The organism is Vibrio halioticoli NBRC 102217 (genome assembly GCF_000496695.1).
Lineage (GTDB): Bacteria > Pseudomonadota > Gammaproteobacteria > Enterobacterales > Vibrionaceae > Vibrio > Vibrio halioticoli.
In genome coordinates this window covers 1-23,700 of record NZ_BAUJ01000035.1, presented here as the reverse complement: position 1 = coordinate 23,700, position 23,700 = coordinate 1, and the positions used below count along the sequence as shown (strand labels likewise).

Sequence of the window (23,700 nt, the reverse complement as noted above, 5' to 3'; positions counted from 1 at the left end):
GTTGCTTTCAAGGGTTACCCCTTTGAGCGAGTGGTGTATTCTAATGAGATAATTATCAGTGTCAACCACTTTTTTATTAATCATTTCATCTTTTTAGCACCACTTGTTGTCAGCGAAGTTTATCGTGACAACGGAGGCGCATTATAAGAATAAAACGCCCCCTGACAACCCCTAAAATGCAGTTTTTTTAATAAAACCGTTTGGTTGCTTATTTTTCAGACAAAGCAACCGGTTTCGTAGGTTTTATTAGCGAATAATCATCGCTATTAGCTTTGTTTCGCTACGATAGCATCGTCTTCAACACTTAACTCAATCACTTGTCCTGGTACAAATTTTCCAGAAAGTAGTGATTTAGCTAATGGATTTTCAACATACTGTTGGATTGCACGTTTTAATGGTCTTGCCCCATAAACAGGATCAAAACCAATTTGCGCAATTTTATCCAATGCTTCATCACTAATAGACATTTGGTAATCTTTCGCTTCCAAACGTTCTACCAATGCTTGCAACTGAATAGACGCAATATTGCGAATGTGTTTCTGTGCTAATGGATGGAATACCACACTTTCATCCACTCGGTTTAGAAACTCAGGGCGGAAATGATTTTTCACCACGTCCATCACTTGTTCTTTCATCTGAGCGTATGAGCTTTCACCAAATCCTGCATGGATTTCTGTTGAGCCTAGGTTAGACGTCATGATCAATACGGTGTTTCTGAAATCAACAGTACGACCTTGCCCATCGGTTAAGCGTCCATCATCCAATACTTGTAATAAAATATTGAATACATCTGGATGCGCTTTCTCTACTTCATCAAGCAAGATAACAGAATATGGACGACGTCTGACCGCCTCAGTAAGGTAACCGCCTTCTTCATAACCAACATAACCCGGAGGTGCGCCCACTAATCGAGCCACAGAATGTTTTTCCATGAACTCTGACATATCAATGCGCACCATTGCCTCTTCACTATCAAATAGGAAGTGAGCCAATGTTTTACACAGTTCGGTTTTACCTACCCCAGTTGGACCTAAGAATAAGAAAGAACCAATCGGTTTGTTTGGATCGGATAATCCCGCTCGGCTACGGCGTATAGCATCGGCCACCGCACTTACCGCTTCGTTTTGACCAATCACTTTTTGGTGTAGATCTTCTTCCATACGCAAAAGTTTGGATTTTTCTGCTTCCAACATTTTAGCGACCGGAATACCCGTTTGTTTGGATAGCACTTCGGCAATTTCAGCATCCCCTACTTTGTTTTTCAGTAAGGTCAGTTCTTTTTGCTCTGCATCAGAGGCTAACTGCAGCTGTTTTTCCAAATCCGGAATACGACCGTATTGCAATTCAGACATGCGATTCAGATCGCCTGCTCGACGCGCAAATTCAATATCTAAACGAGCTTGCTCTAATTCAGCTTTGATATCTTGCGTGCCCGATAGTGAGGCTTTTTCTGCTGTCCATACTTCATCTAGCTCAGCATATTGGCGCTCTTTGTCTGACAACTCTTCGTTGATCAAGGCAACCCGTTTACGACTGGCATCATCATCTTCTTTATTGAGCGCTTGTTGCTCCATTTTCAATTGGATGATTTTCCGATCAAGTTTATCCATCGCTTCCGGTTTTGAATCGATCTGCATACGAATAGAAGACGCCGCTTCATCAATCAAATCGATGGCTTTATCAGGAAGTTGACGATCAGACACATAACGATGTGACAAGGTAGCCGCCGCTACGATAGCTGGATCGGTAATATCAACATGGTGGTGAAGTTCATACTTCTCTTTTAAACCACGTAAAATGGCAATGGTATCTTCAACGCTAGGCTCATCCACCAGCACTTTTTGGAAACGACGTTCCAATGCCGGATCTTTTTCGATGTATTGTCTATGTTCATCCAGTGTTGTTGCGCCCACGCAGTGTAAATCACCACGCGCTAGAGCTGGTTTTAGCATATTACCGGCATCCATTGCGCCGTCGCCTTTACCTGCGCCCACTACGGTGTGCATTTCATCAATGAACAAAATGATATTGCCATTTTCTTGGGCTAGTTCGTTAAGCACTGCTTTTAAACGTTCTTCAAATTCACCGCGATATTTAGCACCTGCAATTAGTGCCCCCATATCTAAAGAAAGAACTCGACGTCCTTTTAGTCCTTCAGGGACTTCGTCATTGATAATTCGTTGTGCTAAACCTTCAACGATAGCGGTTTTACCCACACCGGGTTCACCAATAAGCACTGGGTTGTTTTTGGTTCTGCGCTGCAATACTTGAATGGTGCGACGGATTTCATCATCACGACCAATAACAGGGTCGAGTTTGCCTTGCTCGGCACGTTCAGTCAGATCAATGGTGTATTTGCTGAGTGCTTGTCTTTGATCTTCTGCATTAGGATCATCGACCTTTTGACCACCAGTGATCTTTTCGATGGCATCGATGATTTTTTTCTCGGTAACCCCTTGCGCTTTCAGCATTGGTCCAAGTTGACTGCCATCGTTAATTGCGGCTTGTAAAAATAGCTCTGAAGAGATGTAACTATCATTGCGTTTTTGCGCAAATTTATCACACAGGTTAAGTAATTTAGTTAATGTGGCAGAAACCTGTACATCAGCGGCCATACCACTGACTTTGGGAAAACTATTTAATTTATCGGAAAGTTGAGCGCGCAGTTGAACAAGGTCAACTTTTAGCATAGTCAGAAGCGGTCTTACACTACCACCCTCTTGATCGAGCAAAGAGAATAAAAGGTGGCTAGGTTCTATATATTGATGATCTCGACCTACAGCCAAGGATTGGGCATCTGAGAGGGCGGCTTGAAATTTGCCGGTTAGTCGATCATAACGCATATTGGCCTCCTGAGAGCAATTGATGACTAGGGTACCAACCGTATCGCTTTGTGATTGGTATACTAGTTATATGGGTGCTTGTAAGGCTAATTTCAAGTGCTACAGGAATTATGCGGGCAAACTATTCAATCCAAATAAAGCTAGATTGACGACCTGTTGAGGCTTGTCTGCGATAGGAAAAGAAACGTTCTTGATCTTGATAAGTACATAAGCCAGATAGTGAAACTTGCTCACAACCTGCTCTTTGTAATCGTAGTTTAGCCAGTAAAGGCAGATCAGCCATCCACTTACCCGGTTTGTGTTGATGAAACGCGAGCGCATCATCGCTATTTACTTGGATAAACTGCTCTCGGACTTCATCGCCCACTTCAAAAGCATGCAAACTAATGGCAGGGCCAATCCAAGCCACTACGGGACCTGTAAAGTGACTCAAGGTATTTTCTAAAATCCCTCCCACTAAGCCGCGCCAACCAGCATGTGCACTGGCTACTTTTGTTCCATCAGCACTGGCAAACAATACTGGCAGACAATCCGCAGTCATAACACTACACACTACGCCCGGCACTGACGTTACTAATGCGTCAGCTTCGATAGTTTCGGTCGTTGGCTCGGTTAGCTCAACTACTGTAGTAGAGTGAGTTTGATTCATCCATACAGGAGCTGACGGCATATTGCTTAATTGAGCAATATGATCGCGGTTTTTCTGCACCGTAACCGGATCATCATTAACATGCATCCCTAAATTGAGACTGGCAAAATCGCCCACAGAAAAACCACCTTTGCGAGTGGAGCTAATGGACTTTACGCAATCTGCTACGTTCCAATTGGGATGCAAGTAACTCATGATTAATATTCGTCTTCGTAGTTGTCGCGCATATCTTGGCGCAGCGCTTCAGCCATCTCAATCATGTCATCAGGAACAGGAGCGTGAAATTGCATTTCTTCACCTGTTGTTGGATGCACAAACTTCAACATAACTGCGTGCAGAGCCTGACGATCAAAACTGCGGATCATTGTGGTCAATTCTTCGGTTGCGCCTTTTGGAATACGTGCACGACCACCATAGGCGATATCACCTAGCAGTGGATGTTGTAAGTAAGACATGTGCACACGAATTTGGTGAGTACGGCCTGTTTCTAGGCGTAGTCGAATACGTGTGTGCTCACGGAAACGCTCAGCAACACGATAGTGAGTGATTGCTGGCTTACCAAATTCACTGACTGCCATTAAGATGCGTTTGGTTGAGTGACGTCCGATAGCTTTATCAATCATGCCACCAGCAGTCATTTTACCAATCGCAATCGCTTCGTATTCACGAGTAATACGGCGTTTTTGCAAGGTACGCACTAAGCGAGTTTGCGTAGGGACATTTTTTGCCACTACCATCAAACCTGTGGTGTCTTTATCAAGACGGTGCACAATACCGGCTCGCGGGACTTCGGCAATCTGAGGGTAATGATGCAATAGTGCATTCAATACCGTGCCATCTGGAGTACCTGCTCCTGGGTGAACTACTAAACCTCTTGGCTTATTGATCACTAATAGATCTTCGTCTTCATAAACAATGTCTAAAGGTATGTCTTGAGCTTCCCATCGTTCTTCATCTTCGATTTCAGCTACAACAACAATGTCCTCACCGCCCATTACCCTAACGCGAGCTTTAGTGACAACGGTACCATCAACGCTGACTTTGCCAGCGAGTAACCATTCTTTTAAACGGGAACGGGAGAACTCATCGAACAATTCGGCGATGGCCTGATCTAGGCGTTGACCTAGTTGACTCTCTTTTACGGTACTTTTTAATTCTATCTGCTGGGCCATATCTAACTTTTTTAAAAAGAGTGGGACTAATGCTTGTTTATATGAAAAAATAAGCGTTTCCGTTATTGTATCTGCTTACTCGCCGATTGTAACGGCAACCTAGGAAATAATTTAATTGAGCATGGCTTCGCGTTTTAATATGAAACATCAAACTCTAGTCGGCCTTTTGTCTGCTATGTTGCTTTTCGGATGCAGCAGTAGCGATGAAATTGTACCCGACGTACCACCTTCACAATTGTATGCAGATGCTCAGACTTCACTCCGAGCTGGCTCTTGGTCGTCTGCTGTAGAAAAGCTAGAAGCTTTAGATTCTCGCTATCCATTTGGTCCGTATTCAGAACAAGTGCAGCTTGATCTTGTGTATGCGTATTACAAAAATGATGAGCTTCCATTAGCCCTTGCTACTATCGAACGTTTTACTCGCTTAAACCCAACGCATGAAAGATCTGATTGGATTTTATATATGCGCGGTTTAACGCATATGGCGCAAGACAGAAACTTTTTGCATGATGTGTTTAACATCGATCGTTCAGATCGAGATCCTGAACCCGTCAAACAAGCTTTTTCTGACTTCAAACGTTTATTGCAACGTTACCCAACCAGCGCATATGCAGAAGATGCCGAGCAACGCATGATTGCATTGAAAAAACGTCTGGCTGACTATGACTATGCTTCTGCCGATTTTTACATTCGTCGTAAAGCATGGATTGCAGCCATCAATCGCTGTCAAGAATTGCAACGTAGCTACCCTGATACTGAAGCGGCTCGTAAGTCTTTACGCTTACAACTTATCGCCTATCAAGAACTTAAATTAGATGATGCCGTTGCTCGAACTGAAAAACTCATTGAGCTAAATCCACTTTAAGTGTTAAATTTAAGATGCGAGATGTTAAATTTTTAACATCTCGCTGTGGCACACACGCCACTTTTTCATAAACCAACACGGAATGTTGTATGAAAAATCTTATGCTGGGGCTACTTGCCTCTGTCCTGCTGTCCTTACCGGCACAGGCACTTGAACTCTCTCCGATACAAAAGAATACCTATATTGGTGACTATAAAGTCATTAAAGAAAAAGGCGTGGTTCGCGCCTTAGTAGCCGCTGATCTTGGTTTTTACTATGTAGAAGGTGGCAGACCAAAAGGCATTATCGCCGAACAATTGCATCACTTTGAGCTTAGCTTGAAGAAAAAACACCCCTACATGCGGATTAAAATTATCCCTGTTACCCGAGATGCGCTGTTTGATGCACTAAATGATGGTCAAGGTGATGTGGCGATTGCCAATCTCACCATTACTGAGCGCCGCAAACAAGAAGTCGACTTCAGCACCCCTATCCTTACCGGGGTCAATGAACTGTTCCTTACCCATAACTCCAAAGAACCCATAACTTCTGCTGAGCAAGTCAGTGGAATGGAAGTATGGATCAGAGCAAGTTCTAGCTACTTTGAAAGTATCCAAGCGCTCAACAAGCAATTGTCTAGTAGCGGGCATATTCCAGTACGAGTGAATTTTGTTCAGGAAAGCCTGCAAGATCTGGAATTAGTGGAATTGGTTAATCAAGGCTTGATACCTGCCACCATTATAGATAGTCACAAAGCCAGTTTGTGGCTAAACGTAATGAAGAACATTCAAATTCACGAAGAGTTCCCGGTGCGCAGTAATGCACAAATTGCTTGGGCTTTGCGTCACAACAACCCTGAATTCAAACAAGTCATCAATAGTTATTTAAAAACAGCCAAACAAGGGACGTTACTGGGCAATGTTATCTATAAAAAGTATCTGCAAGATACGCGTTGGTTAACTCGCGCCTTAAACCCGAAAAAAATGGCTAAACTTGAGAGCTTATCCAATCTATTTGAGCATTATGGACAAGAATATCAAATTGATTGGGTGATGCTGTCGGCGCAAGCCTTTCAAGAGTCAGGGCTAGACAATAGTAAAGTCTCGCACCGAGGTGCGGTGGGCATTATGCAGGTACTGCCCGCCACCGCTAAAGACCCGTATATCAATATCCCTAACATTAAGCCGGTCGAAAATAATATTCATGCCGGAACCAAGTATCTGAGGTTTATCCACGATAGGTATTTTAGTGACCCTGATATCGATGAAAGTAATAAAGTTTACTTTAGTTTAGCGTCATACAATGCAGGCCCTGCCAAGATCCGCAGAATGAGAGCCTTAGCGCTAAAGCAGGGATACGATCACAACATCTGGTTTAATAATGTCGAAATCGTGGCAAGACGAAACATAGGTCGTGAGCCTGTGCAGTATGTTGCCAATATTAATCGTTATTACACTATTTATAAGCAGCTTGGCGAGATCCAAAGTGAGCGTGAAGAACTGAATAATGATTTGAATAAACAGATTAGCCCGGTGCAATTGATCTTTGATGTCTCAGATTAAACAAAATCATGCAGTGCTAATACTGTACTAAGTTAAGCCAACGAGTCGTTAGTGATTAAAGTAGAGCGATTACTCACTAAAAAAGGCGCAGTAAGTCCTAAACTCACTGCGCCTTTATCCATTCAAATTTGACACTAAATATCAGTCTCGGCAAGGGTTTTCTTGCAAACATATGCAAATAATCACAAACATTATGTCTCCATTTTTGATTGGCTATCAATGTGATCTAGATCACATATATTTTTTATCAAAGTCGTAATCTGAACCTAACGGAAGATGTTAGACACAGAGGAAACGACCTATATGAAAATGAACATTACTGGCAAAAACATTGAAATCACCTCTGCAATTCGCTCTCATATTGAAGAGAAATTTAAAAAACTAGAAAAATGGCAAGTCGACATTATTGGTTGTAATGCGAGCTTCCAAGAAGAGCCAAATAAGAACAAACGATTTGAAGCAGTCATCAGCGTACCAAAAGGACAATTAGTTGCTTCTGCCGTTCATGCCGATTTATATATCGCAGTGAATGAAGTTGAACAAAAACTTGAACGACAACTGAATAAACTTCGTCACAAACCTGACGCACGACGCGCAAGCCATTCCGATGCGCCACTTGAACCAGAAGAACCTGCGATTGAAGAAGTTTAATTAAGATCAATCTATAAACTAACTTATAAAAACAGCGCCCTTTCGGCGCTGTTTTTGCTTGACCCTAATTCCCGCCATAGCTTATTGTGATCTATAACTCTCTTTCGCAATCACCATTTAAAGGAATTAGAAATGGCTGAAACACCACTTTCTCTCGACGATATTCGCAATCGCCTCAATGCTCTTGATGATAAACTGCTAAGTTTGCTCTCCGAACGCCGTAATTTGAGCTTAGAAGTCGCGAAAAGCAAAGTGGAGACCTCTAAGCCCGTCAGAGATGCGGATAGAGAACAACAATTGTTGGTCAAACTGATCAATAACGGCAAAGAGAAATACCAACTGGATGCGGAATACATCACTAAAGTGTTCTACACCATCATTGAAGACTCGGTATTACTACAGCAAGCCTACCTACAAAACTTGGTGAACCCTGCTCTGCAACGTAAGCCTCTGGCGCGTGTCGCTTTTCTTGGGGCTAAAGGTTCATACTCGCACTTAGCTAGCCAAGACTACTTTAGCCGTCGTAACACTGACCTTATTGAACTCAATTGTGAGTCTTTTAAAGAGGTGACCAAAACTGTTGAGTCTGGGCATGCTGACTATGGCGTATTGCCCATCGAGAACACCAGCTCTGGCTCTATCAACGAAGTGTATGACCTATTGCAGCACACCACCCTATATATCGTCGGTGAGCTCTCTCAGCCGATTGAGCATTGTTTGCTCTCGCCAGAAGAAGTGCGATTAGAAGACATAAAGACTATCTATTCTCACCCTCAGCCTCATCAGCAATGCAGTGACTTCTTAGGCCGCCTAAAAGGCACTACATTAGAAACTTGCGCGAGCACCGCTGATGCAATGTTAAAAGTGAAAGAGCTTAATCGTCCTGATGCCGTGGCTATCGGTAATGCACTTAGTGGTAAGCTATACGGCTTGCAAAACGTGCAGGGAAATATTGCTAACCAAACCGAAAACCATACTCGTTTTATTGTAGTTGCGCGTAAGGCTTTCAGCGTTTCTGACCAAATTCCAGCCAAAACCACCTTGATTATGTCTACCTCGCAAGAGGCGGGCTCTTTGGTAGAAACCTTATTGGTACTGCAACGCCACAACATCAATATTAAGAAGCTAGAATCTCGCCCTATCATGGGTAATCCATGGGAAGAGATGTTCTATATGGATCTTGAAACTCACTTAGATTCGCATGCGGCGCAATCGGCCATTAATGAATTGGTTACGATCACCCGTTACCTGAAAGTACTCGGCTGTTACCCAAGCGAAAATATCAAACCAACTCAGGTTAAAGTGCCTTAGATGAACAGCAGTATCAGCAAGGTTGTAGTGGCCTCTTTAAATCCGGCCAAGATTAAAGCAGTAGAAAGTGCCTTTAGCGAAGTATTTCCTGAGCAAGCATTCAGTTTTGTCGGCGTCAGTGTGGATAGCGGTGTTAGCGATCAACCTATGTCCAATGCAGAGACAAAACGCGGCGCACAAACTCGGGTTGATAATGCCAAACAAGCTATTAGCGATGCGCAATTTTATGTAGGCTTAGAAGCGGGCATTGAAGATAACGCCACGTTTGCGTGGATGATTATTGAATCCAAGCAAGATATTGAATCTGAGCAAAAGCACGGTGAATCACGCTCATCGAGCCTAATGCTACCTAGCAAGGTATTGGATTTGATCACGCAAGGTAAAGAGCTTGGGGATGCGATGGATGAAGTGTATAGCACCATCAATATCAAACAAAAAGGCGGCGCTATTGGAATACTGACCAATAACCGTTTGAGTCGCAGTAGTGTTTATCACCAAGCACTTATCTTGGCTCTTATTCCGTTTAACAATGCAGACGCTTTTTAAGTTAACGTCTGCATTTTATTCGACAAAGGGTTTCAGAAGACGAGAAACAAGTTGTTGCTCCTCTTCTGAACGCCCTTTTAATTCGTTAGAACCCCGCGTTACCGTTGCAATCCCTACCCCTAGATCTTGACTGATCTGTCGCTGTGAACAACTTTCGTTCAACAATTTGTGCAGTATCTTCGCTCTAGTGACTAATGCTTCTTTCTCGTCAGGAGTAAGCATCATGGATAATAATACCTGATGCTCACCCTGCTCTGCCGCTTTAGCTATGGTAACGAGTAGCTTTTGCCACTCTTGCTCTACTGGGTTCATAACGTATCTGCTTGTCTTCTAACACTCTCTTATTAATACTTCATTTCAGACTCTAAGTCAGATAAAAATGGCCCCTTTTTATTTAAGATATCGCGATAGTAGACCTCAAACATCAGAATATTTTTAATGTATCCACGAGTTTCAGCAAACGGAATTGACTCTATATAGGAATAGACATCAACTTTGCCGCCGGTTCTTTCTCGCCATAGATCCACTCTATTTGGGCCAGCGTTATAAGCGCCAAATGCGAGCACTCGGTTGCCATTGTAATCGTCTAGTAAGCCCGCTAAGTACTGACTGCCAATCTCAATATTTTTACTCACATCAAACAGCTCATCAGCGCCGCTGTATTCAATGTTGTAATGCTTGGCAGTAGCGGCGGCCGTTTTGGGCATAATTTGCATTAAGCCGCGTGCGCCTACTGGCGATTGAGCATCAATATCTAAACCACTTTCTTGTCGAGCTAACGCCATTAAAGTAATGGGATCTAAATCGTGCTTTTTCGCATAAAAGTTAAACCACCATTGATGGGCAATAGGGAAACGTAGGCTGATATGGTCCCACATTTTTGCTTCAATGGTCGCAATCACCGAAAGATGATTCCAGTGATGCTTAGCCGCATATTGCGCTAATAATTTCTTTTGTGCGGAAGTTGAACGAGCTAATAGCCAGCGCCACTCGCGTTTAGCCGTGCTAATTTTATCTACCGCGATAAGCTCTTTCACGCGAGCTAACGACTCCGAAAACGGCTCAATAGAAGCCTCCGATTTAGTCGGCATTAAAGTGTTGTATTGAATGGGTTGTTTTAAATAATCTGCTGCCGCAATGCTATAAAAGCTTCGATAGCCAAGCAATTGTTGCATGCGAGTTTTGCCCTCTTTGACCTCACCTTGAGCAAGCAGTGCACGCGCCTTCCAATACTGCCAACGCTTAGACTCTTTCTCTTTAGTTGGCATTTTGTCTATCCAAATATTGAGTCCATGCCAGTCTTGATGTTGAATGGCTAAACGCGCTCTGCGCTGCAACCATTTTGGATTAGTGCTTTTTAGTAGTGTGTCATCACGCCACTTGGCCAGCTCTGCATCATCGGTATTAATCAGGCTATAAGCGATATAATCGGCACTATCTTGATACTCTTTATCGGTAAACTTCTGTGCTTTGGCGACCTTATCTATCACTTTAATCGCCAGTTGCGGATTGGCTTGTTGATAGGTGATGCGCTTTAAGGTTGCTAAGGTCACTTTCTTGTTCAGCTCAGATTGTGCTTGAGAAGTGGCAAATGCTTCTATTTGCGAAGTGTCTTTATACAATTGGTTAATGGCTTGCGCATTTTCCTTAGCGGAATCAGATTCAGGTAAATCTTGTAAATAATTAAGTAAACGTGCATTGCGGCTGACAAAAGCCAGTCCCATACGTTGCAAAATCACAGTATCTTTACGCAGACCCGCTTCATCCCATGCTTTAAATAGCTCATTACACTCTTTGGCAATGCTAGAGCCTGTCATCCATATCTGAGAAGCCCCTTTAAAGGCATCCACTGTTTTGCCCATTTGATATTGAGCAAAATAATAGCTGCATTGGTAGCTCTGCATACGTGGCTTTTGTGGTTGAAAGCGGTAAAAGCCCTTCCAGTCTTCAGCTTTAACTAAGGCATCTAGATATGAGCCTCGGATTGACTGAGAAAATGGGTATTGATGATGTTCTTTTATGTATTGCTCTACTTCGACTGGGGTGCGTTTGTCTAAGTCGAGCATATACATACGATAATCGAGATAAGGTGTCAGTGGGTAATCGTTCAGTTGCTCTCTTAATACCTGATATTCAGGAATATCCTTATTAGTGATGAGAGTTTGAGCCTGCTCGTAGGCTTCTCGTTGTTGCTCTAATGTCATTGCTGAAACAGAGATTGATACTATTCCAGCTCCAACTCCTAACCATTTAATAAATACTGACATGCGTCTCTCTTTGTGGCGATGCTTATGGTTTATTTGCTTATATTCATAATACGCAACAAATCATGATATTTGTAAGAATCAGGTAAATAACTATTTAGGGTTTCAACAAGTGAAGATTTTGCGCTCCACACGGTAACAAAAACGGTTTGCATAGTATAAAATAACGCTTTGTCTCTATGGTCTGTAGACCCATACAATAAAGGATCTCTAGGTAATGGCTGAATACGTCTATACCATGTCTCGGGTGAGCAAAGTCGTGCCACCAAAACGTCAAATCCTCAAAGATATTTCCCTAAGCTTTTTCCCTGGCGCAAAAATCGGCGTACTGGGTTTAAACGGTGCAGGTAAATCGACTCTATTACGCATCATGGCTGGTATCGATACTGATATCGACGGTGAAGCGCGTCCACAACCGGGATTGAATGTAGGTTACCTGCCACAGGAACCAAAACTAGATGAGTCTAAAACCGTACGTGAAGTGGTTGAAGAAGCCGTTTCTGACGTTGCTGGTGCCATGAAACGTTTGGATGAAGTGTACGCAGCCTATGCTGAACCTGACGCTGATTTTGACGCGCTTGCAAAAGAGCAAGGTGATTTGGAAGCACTTATCCAAGCCAAAGACGGTCACAACCTTGAAAACTCTCTAGAGCGTGCTGCTGATGCATTGCGTCTACCAGAGTGGGACCAAAAAATTGAACACCTTTCTGGTGGTGAACGTCGCCGCGTAGCAATTTGTCGTCTGCTTCTTGAGAAGCCTGATATGTTGCTTCTTGATGAACCAACCAACCACTTGGATGCAGAATCTGTAGCATGGCTTGAGCGCTTCCTAGTAGATTATACGGGAACTGTTGTGGCGATTACCCACGACCGTTACTTCCTAGATAACGCTGCTGGCTGGATTCTGGAACTTGACCGTGGTGAAGGTATTCCATGGGAAGGCAACTACACTTCTTGGCTTGAGCAAAAAGATGCGCGTCTACAACAAGAAGCGTCTCAAGAAAGTGCTCGTCAAAAAACCATCGAGAAAGAGCTGGAATGGGTTCGTCAAAACCCTAAAGGCCGTCAATCTAAGTCTAAAGCGCGTATGGCTCGCTTTGAAGAACTGCAAAGTGGCGATCGTCAAAAACGTAACGAAACTAACGAATTGTTCATCCCACCAGGTGAGCGCCTAGGTGATAAAGTTATCGAGGTTAAGAACCTAACTAAATCATTTGATGGGCGTGTGCTTATCGATGACTTGTCATTTAGCATGCCTAAGGGTGCAATCGTCGGTATTATCGGTGCTAACGGCGCGGGTAAATCAACCCTATTTAAGATGCTAAGTGGCACAGAACAGCCTGATTCAGGTACTGTTGAAATGGGTGATACCGTTAAACTGGCCTCTGTTGATCAGTTCCGTGACAGCATGGATGACAAGAAAACCGTCTTCCAAGAGATCTCTGAAGGCGCTGATATCATCAAGATCAACAACTTCGAAATTCCAGCACGTGCTTACTGCTCACGCTTTAACTTCAAAGGCTCAGATCAGCAAAAAGTTATTGGTGAGCTTTCTGGTGGTGAACGTAACCGTGTGCACCTTGCTAAGCTTCTTAAAACGGGCGGCAACGTATTGCTTCTCGATGAGCCGACCAATGACCTTGACGTTGAAACCTTGCGCGCACTAGAAGAGGCGCTACTTGAGTTCCCTGGCTGTGCCATGGTTATCTCGCATGACCGTTGGTTCCTTGACCGTATCGCCACTCACATCATTGATTACCGTGATGAAGGGCAAGTTAACTTCTACGAAGGTAACTACAACGAATACATGGAATGGTTGAAGAAGACTCTTGGTCCTGAAGCTGCTGAACCACATCGTATTAAGTACAAGCGTGTAGCGAAGTAATTCGTATCGCAGAAAACTAAAAAGGTCGCTTCACATTGATTGTGAAGCGACCTTTTTTAATATCTAAACTTTTTTCTTATCTAAACAATAGCTTAGCTATCTCTTTGGATGGAATCATTCGCTTGTTTAAGCAACTTTTGACTCTCACTCATAAATTGCTGAGAGTAATCACCAAACCAATCCGAAACCGAATTAAATTGATCAATAAATGCCGTTTTATCGTGTTTATCGAGTAGAGTCAGAGCTTCACCAAATCGAGAGTGGAAACGCTTTATCATCTCGATGTTTTCTTCGGAAGACAAAATGATATCACCATATAGATCTGGGTCTTGGGCAAACAATCGACCGACCATCGCCAATTCTAAGCGGTAGATAGGCGAGCTCAGTTTAAGCAAAGTATCAATATTAGGATTTTCTTTGCTCAAATGCAGACCGTAAGCAAACGAGGTAAAGTGACGCAGTGCTTGAATTAACGTCATACCATGATCGTGATGCTCAGCTTCCATAGGACATAAACTTGCGCCCCAAATAGCAAACTGCTGCAGCAACCATAGGTAGTGCTCTTCGCCTCGCCCATCACAATGTACAATCACCTGTTTTGCCAAACTTGGTACGTCTGGGCCAAACATTGGGTGCAGACCAACCACTGGCCCGGCATGTACATCTAGCATCGCCTGCAATGGTTTTGCTTTGATGGAGGTGAAATCACACAAAATACAGTCTGGTGGTAAGTTACTTAACTTGCCAATCACCGCTTCTGTTTTATTGATTGGTACAGTAACAATCACAAGGCCAGCGTTTTTAAACAGCTCATCCGCTTCATGCCAATTTTTACTGCCTAACACTTTGACGCTATAGCCAGAAAGATCAAACATCTTTCTGAACAAGCTACCGAGTTGGCCATTACCACCGATAATGACCACATCGCCTAAGTCAGGGTTTAAGCATTTAAACCCTGAGTCTTTTTCGCTAGCGTAGGACTCACGCATCACTCTGCGTAGGATATCTTCAATAAGTTGAGGCGGTATACCGCGTTTTTGAGCTTCTTCTCGACGAGATGCCAGCATTGCGGCTTCTCTGTCTGGCACGTAGATAGGCAGGCCATGTTCACTCTTGACCTCGCCAACTTCTTCGACCAATTTTAGTCGTTGCTCAAGTAGATCAAGCATTTGCTTGTCTACTAAATCAATCTTATCTCTTAAACCCTGTAGTGCCTTTGCCATGTTTTTCTCTACTACTTACTTGATTCTATCTTTTAAAATTGGGATTAGCTCTTCGCGAGCTTTCAGCAATAGTGCCTCAGTTGAGTCCCAATTGATACATGCATCAGTAATAGACACACCGTACTGCAGTTGATCTAACGGAATATCAGTGCCTTGGTTGCCTTCATTGATGTTACTTTCAATCATCAAACCAATAATCGATTTGTTGCCTTCACGAATTTGTTGAATAGCGTCAGCAGCAACAAGAGGTTGGCGGCGGTAGTCTTTGCGTGAGTTTGCGTGGCTACAATCAATCATTAGTGCAGCATCAAGACCAGCTTTTGCTAGTTCTTCTTCACACTCACGAACAGACACTGAATCGTAGTTAGTTTGCTTACCACCACGTAAGATTACGTGTCCATCAGGGTTACCTTTCGTTGTCAGTAGCGCAACTTGTCCTGCGCGGTTAATACCGATGAAACGGTGGCTAGAAGACGCAGCTTGCATTGCATTGATTGCAGTTGAAAGGCTACCGTCAGTACCGTTTTTAAAACCAACTGGCATTGAAAGACCACTGGCCATTTCACGGTGAGTTTGAGATTCAGTAGTACGAGCACCAATTGCAGACCAGCTAAAGGTATCGGCTAGGTACTGAGGGCTGATTGGATCAAGCGCTTCAGTAGCCAATGGAATACCCATATCGGCTAATTCAACTAATAGTTTACGTGCAATGTGCAGACCATGTTCGATATCAAAAGAGCCATCCAAATGTGGGTCATTGATAAGCCCTTTCCAACCAACGGTTGTGCGAGGTTTTTCAAAGTAAACACGCATAACCAATTGGATTTGGTCACCAACAACTTCAGACAATGCTTTTAAACGCTTAGCGTATTCTTTAGCCGCTTCTACATCATGGATAGAACAAGGACCACACACCACTAATAGACGGTGATCTTTTTTATCAACGATATTGGCGATAGTTTCACGAGATTGTTGAATAAACTGACGAGCAGTCTCACTCAAAGGGATCTTTGCTTTTAACTCGTCCGGAGTAATTAGAATCTGCTCTTGGCTGATATTGACGTTGCTAAGTTCGCTGCGTTGCATAGTGTCACCGTAAATAATTTTGTACGTAATTTTTAAGATATGTTTCAACAATACCCGAAGATAAGATTAAAGCAAGAGTTTTGTACGTTATTTATTACACTTAATGTAAACTTTAATTTACACCATTACGCAAGTAACTCTATTTTAAAAACTAAGTATGCTTTTCGGCAATAACCCTAAAGCTAGTTTTCACAACCGCAATCAAACTATTAAATAAAATTAAGTATAAACTTAGCCTATTAATACTTTGACATAACTCTCGCTATGGAACTTATCCTCTCTTTATTACAACAGATGTGTGTTTACCTTATGGTTGCCTATACCTTGAGTAAAACACCTCTGGTTATCCCTCTGCTCAATATTTCGGAAAGGTTTAGCCATAAACTCATTTGTTATGTCATGTTTTCCCTATTTTGTATTCTTGGCACTTACTTTGGATTGCAAATTGGTGATGCTATAGCCAATACACGGGCCATTGGCGCGGTACTGGGTGGGATATTTGGTGGCCCCATTGTGGGCTTAGCAGTTGGTTTAACTGGGGGATTACATCGCTATTCGATGGGCGGGTTTACCGATCTTGCTTGCGCCATCTCCACCACTACCGAAGGCTTGATTGGCGGAATCGTACATATGTACATGTTGCGTCGAGGAAAGAGTGACCGTCTATTTAACGCTACCATCATCTTTAATGTCACCTTAGTCGCTGAAATTACGCAGATGGTCATTATTATTCTGGTTGCTAAACCTACCTCGCAAGCGGTTATTTTGGTGGAGTCCATCGCCATACCTATGATTCTGGCCAACTCCTTAGGCGCGGCTTTCTTTATCAGTATTTTGCAAGATCGACGAGCCATTTTGGAGAAATACTCCTCTAGCTATTCACGACGTGCTCTAAATATTGCCGAACGCTGTGTCGGTGTGTTGTCTGAAGGGTTAAATGCCGTCAGCGCACAAAAAATTGCGTATATCATTCAAGATGAAACTAAAGTTGGCGCGGTGGCGATAACGGACAAAGAAAAGATACTCGCTTTTGAAGGAGTAGGTTCGGATCATCATAAGCCAAATACGCCTATTTCCTCTGAATACACCCTTACTTCAATCAAAGAACAACGCATCATCTATCTTGATGGCAGAAAAACGCCTTATCAATGCTCGCTGTCTACAGATTGCAAATTGGGCTCAGCGTTAGTTATTCCTTTGATTGCCGCCGATAAGGTGATTGGCACCATCAAACTGTATGAACCGCGCGTAAAACTGTTTTCTTCCATCAATACCACGATGGCGAAAGGTATCGCTGAATTACTGTCTGGTCAGATCCTTTATAGTGAATATCAACAGAAAAAAATGCTGTTATCTCAAGCTGAGATAAAATTATTGCATGCACAAGTAAACCCACACTTTCTATTCAATGCATTGAATACCATCAGTGCAATTACTCGTCGCAATCCTGACAAAGCACGTGAGTTAATCCAACATCTGTCACAGTTTTTCCGTGGCAATCTGAAGCGAAATACTGAATTTGTTACTCTCCGAGAAGAACTCGCACACGTAAATTCTTACCTTACGATTGAAAAATCGCGTTTTGTTGATCGCTTAGAAGTTGATATCGATATTGCAGAGCACCTACTAGAACAAATGGTCCCCAGCTTTACCCTACAACCCTTAGTTGAAAATGCCATCAAGCATGGCGTATCGAATCTTTTAGATGGTGGCGTTGTCCGCATCTATAGCAGTGAAGATAGCAAAGGTTATAAAATTACAGTGGAAGATAATGCGGGTCGTTACAAGCCTGATAGCAAAGATCAAACTGGTCTAGGAATGCATATTGCTGGTAAACGACTCACCAATTATTTTGGCGAGCAGTATCAACTGGAAATTGAATGCGATCCGCAAAATTACACGCGGATGAGCTTTATAATTCCGAACTATAATGAGAACGACCATGCTTAAAGCCCTTGTAATTGATGATGAACTATTTGCTAGAGAAGATCTCATCGAACTTATCGAGCAAACTCAGCAGATCGAAGTGATTGGTCAGGCGGGAAATGCGATTCAAGGGCTACAAAAAATCAATACGCTTAAACCTGATATCGTCTTTTTAGACATCCACATGCCACAAATATCAGGGATAGAATTGCTTAGCATGCTAGATCCCGAGACGATGCCGGCGGTGGTGTTTGTGACGGCTTATGATCAATACGCACTAAAAGCATTTGAAGAGAATGCCTTTGACTACCTATTAAAACCCATCGATCCCGCAAGGCTCAATAAAACGATTTGTCGTCTTAACAAGCGATTCAAAAACAAGCAAGCGCCAATGGATTACTCCAATATCACTCCTTGCTCTCTTGATCAGGTACCTTGTTGTGGGCACAACCGTATTATATTGGTACCCACAGACAATATTGAAGTAGCCTATAGTGACTTTAGCGGTGTGAACATTCAAACAACTGAACACACCACTAACAGCCAATTGACGCTAAAAGTGCTAGAAGAGAAAACCCCTCTTATGCGCTGTCATCGTCAATATCTCGTTAGCCCAAGAGCCATCAGGGAAATTAAACTCTTAGAGCAAGGCTTAGCTGAGATTATTACCATTAGCGGCTATCACGCTCCTGTTAGCCGCCGATATTTAAAAGTATTAAAGGAGAAGCTCGGCTTTGGCTAATGCTTCCGTTGCCTCTTTCCACTCTCTACTCGAATGCAACTCATCTAAACTAAATGAATTTTTCTTAACCAGTTGAGTCGCATTTAGTACTTGTGTAATCGGCAATGTATCGATAATTTCAACGGCACTATTGCGGTTATTACACATTAATACCATGTCACACCCCGCTCTTAAGCTTTGCATCGCTTTCTCTACTGGCCCGCCCATAATCCCTGCACCTTCCATGTTTAAATCATCGGAAAATACCAAGCCTTTGAAAGCCAACTGTTCACGCAATACATTTTTCAGCCAATATTGAGATCCACTGGCAGGCTTATCATCGTATTCTGGATACACCACATGCGCAGGCATCATGGCGTCTAAAAGACCCGCTTCAATCTGAGCACGGAATATAGCCATGTCAGTATCAAAAATAGTGCTTCTTCCATCAATTGGCGTCTCTTTGTGAGAATCTGCAATCACACCGCCATGTCCAGGGAAGTGCTTCCCTGTAGTTGCCATACCCGCTTGCTTCATACCCAACATAAAAGCTGAGCTGTGCTTAAGTATCGTGGCTTTATCTTCACCAAATGCTCTAGAGCCTATTGCCAAGCATTGATGACCCTGATCGAGTACAGGGGCAAAACTAAGATCAATTCCGTGAGCCATGACCTCGGCTGCCATCAACCATCCCGCTTGTTTTGCTAACTCATCACCGTTCGCTTTAGAAGCAAACGATTGCGCTGCAGGGATACGCGTAAACCCTTCTTTGAATCGCTGAACTCTCCCACCTTCTTGGTCAACACCAATCAAAATAGGACGCTTTGCAGCCGCACGAATTGAATCGGTAAGTGCCTGCAATTGTTGATTATCGTGGTAGTTTCTAGTAAATAGAATGACCCCCCCTACCGTAGGGTGTTGTAGGATTTCTCTTTCTTCGGCATCAATTTCATAGCTTTTAACATCTAGCCATAACGGACCCATTTTTCATCCTTATTCTCATATCTAATGTGGCTTTCACAGAGTATTCAGTTTATTGTATTTTGACAATCAAAGAACGGATCAAACATCTCAAATATGGACAAAAAAGAACTCTATATTGGCATTATGTCGGGGACGAGCTTAGATGGTGTCGATCTTGCCCTAGCCCACTTTGAGCAAGGGGTGACTCACTGTCTCGAAACGTTTGAATATCCCTTACCTGATGAACTTAAACAACAAACCCTGCAAGTGTGTCAGGGACAACTCACTACTTTGCAAACGCTCGGTGAACTCGATCATCAATTTGCCACTCTGTATGCCGAAGCCAGTAACGCTTTCTTAGCCCATTTAAATCTTCAAGCCAATGATATCAAAGCCATAGGTTGTCATGGGCAAACGGTCTACCATCAGCCAACCGGTGATACTCCGTTCACCACTCAAATCGGCGATGCCAATCTTATCGCAGTAAAAACGGGGATCACGACTGTTGCCGATTTTAGACGCAAAGATATGGCACTTGGTGGTCAAGGTGCGCCACTGGTTCCGGCTTATCATCAAACACTGTTCCCGGCTTCTAACTGTTGCAAAATAGTGCTCAATATTGGAGGGATAGCCAATATTTCAGTGCTTCAAGCAAATGGTGAAGTGCTTGGCTATGATACCGGTCCGGGCAATATGTTGATGGATACTTGGGTGAAAAAGAACTGTGATTTGCCTTTTGATCATAATGGTCAATTTGCAAAAAGCGGGCACGTCAATAGCGCTCTACTGGCGCTATTTATGCAAGATCCATATCTAATGGCGGCGCCACCTAAAAGCACAGGTAGAGAACATTATAATTTGGCTTGGCTTGAGCAGATACTCGAGCAAATCGATAACTCAATACCCGCAGCAGATATACAAGCAAGCTTATTAGAGTTTACTGCGCAATCTATTGCCCAACAGTGTCACTTATATCAAAGCCCACACCAAGATCAATTATTAGTCTGTGGTGGAGGGGCGCACAATCAGGCGCTACTTGAGCGATTACAAACCCTGTTACCTAACTGGCAAGTGAATACAACTGACTCGCAAGGTATTAGTGGCGACTATATGGAAGCTTTAGCTTTTGCATGGCTCGCCTATCGACGTATCCACAACTTGCCAAGCAATTTACCTAAAGTCACAGGGGCAAGCAAAGCAACGTCACTGGGCATCATCTACCACGCAGAATAGGCATCAGCATGTCACAAAGCACATTAATCGATACTCTTGCTAAATTGGTTTCAGAAAATCGAAATCCGAATACCATGGATTTGGATACTCTCACAACCCTTGAAATCATCGAAAAAATGAATCAAGCCGATGCTGAAGTGCCGGTAGCAATACAAAAAGAACTGCCTCAAATAGCCAAAGCGGTAGACGCCATTTGCCAAGCCTTTGCCCAAGGTGGGCGCTTAATTTATGTGGGTGCCGGCACCAGTGGGCGACTTGGCGTATTGGATGCTTCTGAATGCCCTCCTACCTTTAGCGTAGATAAAGAAATGGTTGTCGGGGTCACTGCCGGTGGCAAAGAAGCGATGTTTGAAGCTCAAGAAGGTGCCGAAGATAGCTTCACTTTAGGAGAGCAAGATTTAACTGAGCTAAACCTAACTGCGCAAGATGTGGTGGTCGGAATTGCGGCAAGTGGCCGTACGCCGTATGTCATCGGCTGTTTACAGTATGCCAATGCGATACACGCCACCAGCGTATCGGTTTCATGTAATCCTGACTCGGAAATCGCAGCAAATGCACAAATTGCCATCTCACCGATTGTTGGCCCTGAAATATTAACCGGTTCTACCCGTTTAAAAGCAGGAACGGCGCAGAAGCTGGTGCTCAATATGCTCTCCACAGCCAGCATGGTCAAAATCGGCAAGGCTTATCAAAACCTAATGGTGGATGTAAAACCCACCAATAAAAAGTTGGTTGCTAGAGCTATTCGCATAGTCATGCAGGCAACGGAATGCAGTAAGAGTCGTGCTGAAGAAGTATTAAAAGAAGCGCAAATGAATGTGAAGCTAGCTATTATGATGCAACTGACAAGGCAAGAGAAAGCGCAAGCTGAAGCACTACTGAACAAACAAAAAGGCTTTATTCGCTAAATAACGGCTAAAAGAACCATAAAGAATACATGATTAACTATCCTGCTATGTTCCGCTAATGTCAGGATAGATTAATATCATGTAAATTCGCGAAGAAAAATAACTTCTCAATTTTAATTATTGCTTGATCTAGTTCACAAAAATAGACTTCAACACAACAAGCAAATACCAATGGCGAATGACTTTTCATATTTAAACAGTATTGCATCATACCAATCACTTAGTTAGTTGTTGCGATTGATATTACTGCTCTCACCTTTATTTTTGAAATAGACGCCATTTAATTAGCAAATTGAAGAGGTTCTATGCAATTCAATACATCAAAACTGGCTTTGGCAACATTAGTGGCAAGTGCTATTGCGCTTAGCGGTTGTCATGATTCTAAACATCACGAAGCAACATCAGTCAAAGCTCCTGAAGATGGTGAGCTAGCCAGCCTGTCTCTGAATAAAGAAGAGACTGCTCGTAAGCAAGATTTAATGTTAATTGCAGGCCTAGATGCGGCTATGGCATCCGCCTACGCAAAAGATCCACAAGCTACTCAAGATATCTTAGAAAAAGCAGAACAAGAGCAACATGCTGATATTGCAAAAGCATTCCCTGGTTCTACTGCAGGTCTTATTCCGTTTGCATTGCAAGCTGAACTGTCTTCAATTCAACACGCTATGGGTTGGCCTGAATACAATGAAACACTGAACTCTGTTAAAGATTTCATGCAAGAGCTTAGCAGCGCTAAAGGCACTTCTGTATTTACATTAGGTGCAGACTTCCCGTACACCAAAAACTTAAATGGCGGTACTTACGACTGGAATGAATTAGCCGTTCAAATTCACTATCTGAATGCTCACCTTGATACTAAGATTACCTCTGACAATGGTACTAAGAAAACCATTCGTGAGAACTTACAAGACTATTACACTGGCGATATCAACGCTTCTGTATCGGCTATTCCGCCAATTCCGCAAACCGCGACCAATGGCGCAGCTACAGCGAAAACCGTTACCGCAACGGATCTAAAATCTCAGCTAGAAGCTAAATTCTACCTAGATGAACAAGATGCAAAACTGGTGGTTGAGAAAGCCAGCAAAGACCCTAAAATTGCTGCTAACATTCAAACCATGTTAGCTACAGCAGACACAGATCTTATCTTCCACGGCACCAACCCTGCTGAATTTGAATTTGTTTCTCCTGCGACAAACAATACTCCAGGGTATGTTCAAGCTAACTGGACACCAGAGCTAAAAGCACGCTTTACACGCATCTTTGGTGAAGTGATGTTCTTATACAACACACCTGAGTTTGCTACTGAGTTTGATAATGGGAATAACATGGCAATGCTTGATAAAGCGACGCAAGGTCAGCCAGGTCCATTTAACACTTCAATGCCGGGCAACTACGCGCAATTAAAAGCAGATTCTCTAGCAACCACTGAAAATCACAAACTGAAAGTAGTGCTATCAGGCAGCAAATCTGGTTTTGACTACGGTATGGCAGCAGCGAAAGGCTCGCAACAAAAAGTAGTTATGACCGTTGAAGAAGATACATTACTGCATGCTGGTTTTGGTCAAGTACCATTGGTTGCGCATGAATTTAGCCACACTTGGGGTTATGCTCATGACCCAGTGAATGAAACTATGCTTAAACCCAATAACATCCCTTACTACATTCAGTTCATCATGGGTTACAACAAAGACCTAACTGCACTATGTGGTGATAGCGAATGTCATGCAAACAGTAAGAGTGACTTAGGTAATCCTAAGTTAACTTGGGGTAATGCAAATAGTATCCAAGTAGAATACTTTGGCTTTAACACCTTCTAAATCAGAAGCTGTATTTTAAGTGATAGCAAACGGGCAGTTCTTTGAACTGCCCGTTTTTATTAGTCACTTTATATTTGTTATACCAATCACACT

Annotated in this window: 19 protein-coding genes; 11 read left to right on the top strand and 8 right to left on the bottom strand. The window is 43.0% G+C overall.

What is annotated here, in order from left to right:
* Positions 1–266 precede the first annotated feature (266 nt).
* The 3 genes from clpB to rluD form a co-directional block, all read right to left on the bottom strand.
* The gene (gene clpB / locus VHA01S_RS11475; protein WP_023404546.1) at positions 267–2,843 is read right to left on the bottom strand and encodes an ATP-dependent chaperone ClpB; all 2,577 of its coding nucleotides are present in this window, start codon (positions 2,841–2,843) and stop codon (positions 267–269) included.
* Between the two features lie 121 nt (positions 2,844–2,964).
* Complete coding sequence (gene pgeF / locus VHA01S_RS11470) at positions 2,965–3,687, bottom strand: peptidoglycan editing factor PgeF (RefSeq protein ID WP_023404545.1); 723 nt, start codon at positions 3,685–3,687, stop codon at positions 2,965–2,967.
* 2 nt (positions 3,688–3,689) lie between these two features.
* Complete coding sequence (rluD, locus tag VHA01S_RS11465) at positions 3,690–4,664, bottom strand: 23S rRNA pseudouridine(1911/1915/1917) synthase RluD (protein ID WP_023404544.1); 975 nt, start codon at positions 4,662–4,664, stop codon at positions 3,690–3,692.
* Between the two features lie 139 nt (positions 4,665–4,803).
* On the opposite strand from rluD, the gene bamD reads away from it, so the two are divergent.
* The 5 genes from bamD to yjjX all read left to right on the top strand — a co-directional run bounded on the left by bamD (position 4,804) and on the right by yjjX (position 9,578).
* The gene (gene bamD, locus VHA01S_RS11460) at positions 4,804–5,529 is read left to right on the top strand and encodes an outer membrane protein assembly factor BamD (RefSeq protein WP_023404543.1); all 726 of its coding nucleotides are present in this window, start codon (positions 4,804–4,806) and stop codon (positions 5,527–5,529) included.
* An 89-nt stretch (positions 5,530–5,618) separates the two neighbouring features.
* On the top strand, positions 5,619–7,070 hold the full coding sequence (locus tag VHA01S_RS11455; RefSeq protein ID WP_023404542.1) for an MltF family protein: 1,452 nt from the start codon (positions 5,619–5,621) through the stop codon (positions 7,068–7,070).
* 303 nt (positions 7,071–7,373) lie between these two features.
* Positions 7,374–7,721 (top strand): ribosome hibernation-promoting factor, HPF/YfiA family, encoded by a 348-nt coding sequence (gene hpf / locus VHA01S_RS11450; protein WP_023404541.1) that lies wholly within the window; start codon positions 7,374–7,376, stop codon positions 7,719–7,721.
* A gap of 132 nt (positions 7,722–7,853) precedes the next feature.
* On the top strand, positions 7,854–9,032 hold the full coding sequence (locus tag VHA01S_RS11445) for a chorismate mutase (protein WP_023404540.1): 1,179 nt from the start codon (positions 7,854–7,856) through the stop codon (positions 9,030–9,032).
* A complete protein-coding gene (yjjX, locus tag VHA01S_RS11440) occupies positions 9,033–9,578 on the top strand; it encodes an inosine/xanthosine triphosphatase (RefSeq protein WP_023404539.1) in 546 nt (181 codons plus the stop codon).
* A gap of 15 nt (positions 9,579–9,593) precedes the next feature.
* Here the strand turns inward: yjjX and trpR are convergent, their stop codons facing one another.
* Positions 9,594–9,890 (bottom strand): trp operon repressor, encoded by a 297-nt coding sequence (trpR, locus tag VHA01S_RS11435; protein WP_023404538.1) that lies wholly within the window; start codon positions 9,888–9,890, stop codon positions 9,594–9,596.
* 32 nt (positions 9,891–9,922) lie between these two features.
* Positions 9,923–11,845, bottom strand: a complete 1,923-nt coding sequence (sltY, locus tag VHA01S_RS11430; protein ID WP_023404537.1) for a murein transglycosylase — start codon at positions 11,843–11,845, stop codon at positions 9,923–9,925.
* 214 nt (positions 11,846–12,059) lie between these two features.
* Between sltY and ettA the strand changes: the two genes are divergently transcribed.
* Positions 12,060–13,727 (top strand): energy-dependent translational throttle protein EttA, encoded by a 1,668-nt coding sequence (gene ettA / locus VHA01S_RS11425; protein WP_023404536.1) that lies wholly within the window; start codon positions 12,060–12,062, stop codon positions 13,725–13,727.
* A 92-nt stretch (positions 13,728–13,819) separates the two neighbouring features.
* Here ettA and tyrA read toward each other — a convergent pair whose 3' ends face one another.
* Positions 13,820–14,950: a bifunctional chorismate mutase/prephenate dehydrogenase gene (gene tyrA, locus VHA01S_RS11420; protein WP_023404535.1), complete on the bottom strand. Its 1,131-nt coding sequence runs from the start codon at positions 14,948–14,950 to the stop codon at positions 13,820–13,822.
* A 15-nt stretch (positions 14,951–14,965) separates the two neighbouring features.
* The gene (locus VHA01S_RS11415) at positions 14,966–16,036 is read right to left on the bottom strand and encodes a 3-deoxy-7-phosphoheptulonate synthase (protein ID WP_023404534.1); all 1,071 of its coding nucleotides are present in this window, start codon (positions 16,034–16,036) and stop codon (positions 14,966–14,968) included.
* A gap of 264 nt (positions 16,037–16,300) precedes the next feature.
* On the opposite strand from VHA01S_RS11415, the gene VHA01S_RS11410 reads away from it, so the two are divergent.
* Complete coding sequence (locus VHA01S_RS11410; RefSeq protein WP_023404533.1) at positions 16,301–17,986, top strand: sensor histidine kinase; 1,686 nt, start codon at positions 16,301–16,303, stop codon at positions 17,984–17,986.
* Complete coding sequence (gene btsR / locus VHA01S_RS11405; RefSeq protein ID WP_023404532.1) at positions 17,979–18,704, top strand: two-component system response regulator BtsR; 726 nt, start codon at positions 17,979–17,981, stop codon at positions 18,702–18,704. The genes VHA01S_RS11410 and btsR overlap by 8 nt, the downstream gene beginning before the upstream one ends.
* Here btsR and nagZ read toward each other — a convergent pair.
* The gene (gene nagZ, locus VHA01S_RS11400; RefSeq protein ID WP_023404531.1) at positions 18,678–19,667 is read right to left on the bottom strand and encodes a beta-N-acetylhexosaminidase; all 990 of its coding nucleotides are present in this window, start codon (positions 19,665–19,667) and stop codon (positions 18,678–18,680) included. The two genes, btsR and nagZ, sit on opposite strands and share 27 nt — an antisense overlap.
* A 93-nt stretch (positions 19,668–19,760) precedes the next feature.
* Between nagZ and VHA01S_RS11395 the strand changes: the two genes are divergently transcribed.
* From VHA01S_RS11395 to VHA01S_RS11385, 3 genes are all read left to right on the top strand, one after another.
* Positions 19,761–20,879 carry an anhydro-N-acetylmuramic acid kinase gene (locus VHA01S_RS11395; RefSeq protein WP_023404530.1) on the top strand — a complete coding sequence of 373 codons (1,119 nt, stop codon included), beginning with the start codon at positions 19,761–19,763 and terminating at the stop codon, positions 20,877–20,879.
* Positions 20,880–20,887: 8 nt separating this feature from the next.
* The gene (murQ, locus tag VHA01S_RS11390) at positions 20,888–21,787 is read left to right on the top strand and encodes an N-acetylmuramic acid 6-phosphate etherase (RefSeq protein WP_023404529.1); all 900 of its coding nucleotides are present in this window, start codon (positions 20,888–20,890) and stop codon (positions 21,785–21,787) included.
* Between the two features lie 305 nt (positions 21,788–22,092).
* Positions 22,093–23,607, top strand: a complete 1,515-nt coding sequence (locus VHA01S_RS11385) for a hypothetical protein (RefSeq protein WP_023404528.1) — start codon at positions 22,093–22,095, stop codon at positions 23,605–23,607.
* Positions 23,608–23,700: the final 93 nt, after the last annotated feature.

Bases quoted from the DNA above. Each gene is read 5' to 3' on its own strand.
- clpB (WP_023404546.1), bottom strand. From the start codon at position 2,843: ATGCGTTATGATCGACTAACCGGCAAATTTCAAGCCGCCCTCTCAGAT.
- pgeF (WP_023404545.1), bottom strand. From the start codon at position 3,687: ATGAGTTACTTGCATCCCAATTGGAACGTAGCAGATTGCGTAAAGTCC.
- rluD (WP_023404544.1), bottom strand. From the start codon at position 4,664: ATGGCCCAGCAGATAGAATTAAAAAGTACCGTAAAAGAGAGTCAACTA.
- bamD (WP_023404543.1), top strand. From the start codon at position 4,804: ATGAAACATCAAACTCTAGTCGGCCTTTTGTCTGCTATGTTGCTTTTC.
- VHA01S_RS11455 (WP_023404542.1), top strand. From the start codon at position 5,619: ATGAAAAATCTTATGCTGGGGCTACTTGCCTCTGTCCTGCTGTCCTTA.
- hpf (WP_023404541.1), top strand. From the start codon at position 7,374: ATGAAAATGAACATTACTGGCAAAAACATTGAAATCACCTCTGCAATT.
- VHA01S_RS11445 (WP_023404540.1), top strand. From the start codon at position 7,854: ATGGCTGAAACACCACTTTCTCTCGACGATATTCGCAATCGCCTCAAT.
- yjjX (WP_023404539.1), top strand. From the start codon at position 9,033: ATGAACAGCAGTATCAGCAAGGTTGTAGTGGCCTCTTTAAATCCGGCC.
- trpR (WP_023404538.1), bottom strand. From the start codon at position 9,890: ATGAACCCAGTAGAGCAAGAGTGGCAAAAGCTACTCGTTACCATAGCT.
- sltY (WP_023404537.1), bottom strand. From the start codon at position 11,845: ATGTCAGTATTTATTAAATGGTTAGGAGTTGGAGCTGGAATAGTATCA.
- ettA (WP_023404536.1), top strand. From the start codon at position 12,060: ATGGCTGAATACGTCTATACCATGTCTCGGGTGAGCAAAGTCGTGCCA.
- tyrA (WP_023404535.1), bottom strand. From the start codon at position 14,950: ATGGCAAAGGCACTACAGGGTTTAAGAGATAAGATTGATTTAGTAGAC.
- VHA01S_RS11415 (WP_023404534.1), bottom strand. From the start codon at position 16,036: ATGCAACGCAGCGAACTTAGCAACGTCAATATCAGCCAAGAGCAGATT.
- VHA01S_RS11410 (WP_023404533.1), top strand. From the start codon at position 16,301: ATGGAACTTATCCTCTCTTTATTACAACAGATGTGTGTTTACCTTATG.
- btsR (WP_023404532.1), top strand. From the start codon at position 17,979: ATGCTTAAAGCCCTTGTAATTGATGATGAACTATTTGCTAGAGAAGAT.
- nagZ (WP_023404531.1), bottom strand. From the start codon at position 19,667: ATGGGTCCGTTATGGCTAGATGTTAAAAGCTATGAAATTGATGCCGAA.
- VHA01S_RS11395 (WP_023404530.1), top strand. From the start codon at position 19,761: ATGGACAAAAAAGAACTCTATATTGGCATTATGTCGGGGACGAGCTTA.
- murQ (WP_023404529.1), top strand. From the start codon at position 20,888: ATGTCACAAAGCACATTAATCGATACTCTTGCTAAATTGGTTTCAGAA.
- VHA01S_RS11385 (WP_023404528.1), top strand. From the start codon at position 22,093: ATGCAATTCAATACATCAAAACTGGCTTTGGCAACATTAGTGGCAAGT.